Genomic DNA, 601 nt, shown 5'->3' with positions numbered 1-601 from the left:
ACACTAGTCCCGCCCGACTTACCCGTGCTCCCACCCGATGAGCCGCCACCAACTGGCAGACTCCCACCCCCAGGCAGCGCCGGAGCCACACTCAGGGAAGCCCCCGCCGACCAGCCATCCACCCACGGCCTCGACACCGACGACACCGCCGGAACAGCAGCCGGCACCGAGGCCCCCCGTGAATCACCCCGATCCAAAACATGATCAATAGCCCGATCGGCCGCGTACGCCACAGCCGCCGTGACAACCGCACCAGCTACAAGACCAACCACGCACCCGAACAGCCCACCAACCGCACACCCAACCTCCCCGCCTATAACAGCAGCGTTATGACCACTGGGGTCGCTGTACGTCAGCGGGTTGGCGTTGGCGTAGGTGTACCGGTTCGCTGACACCGCCGACGTCAACGGCAACTGCGCGCTGTCCCGGGAAATGAACCCGCCGGTGGCCGGGGTGTACCAGCGGGCCTGCGCGGAGACCTTCGCGGTCGCCGGGTCCGTCCAGGAGCCCTGGAAACCCACCCGCACCTGCGCGCTGCCCGCGGTCGTCGGCACCCCGAACGGATCGAACGCCTTCTGATCCGACAGCCCCGACCCGCTGG

General features: G+C 68.2%; 1 protein-coding gene. It reads right to left on the bottom strand.

Annotated elements, in window-relative coordinates; genetic code table 11:
- On the bottom strand, positions 1-521 hold a 521-nt coding region (locus NBW84_RS24650; RefSeq protein ID WP_445548826.1), incomplete at its 3' end, for an RHS repeat-associated core domain-containing protein.
- Between the last annotated feature and the right edge of the window lie 80 nt (positions 522-601).

It is taken from the genome of Protofrankia sp. CiP1_Cm_nod2 (genome assembly GCF_920664355.1).
GTDB lineage: Bacteria > Actinomycetota > Actinomycetes > Frankiales > Frankiaceae > Protofrankia.
This window is presented reverse-complemented; position numbering and strand designations above follow the sequence as displayed.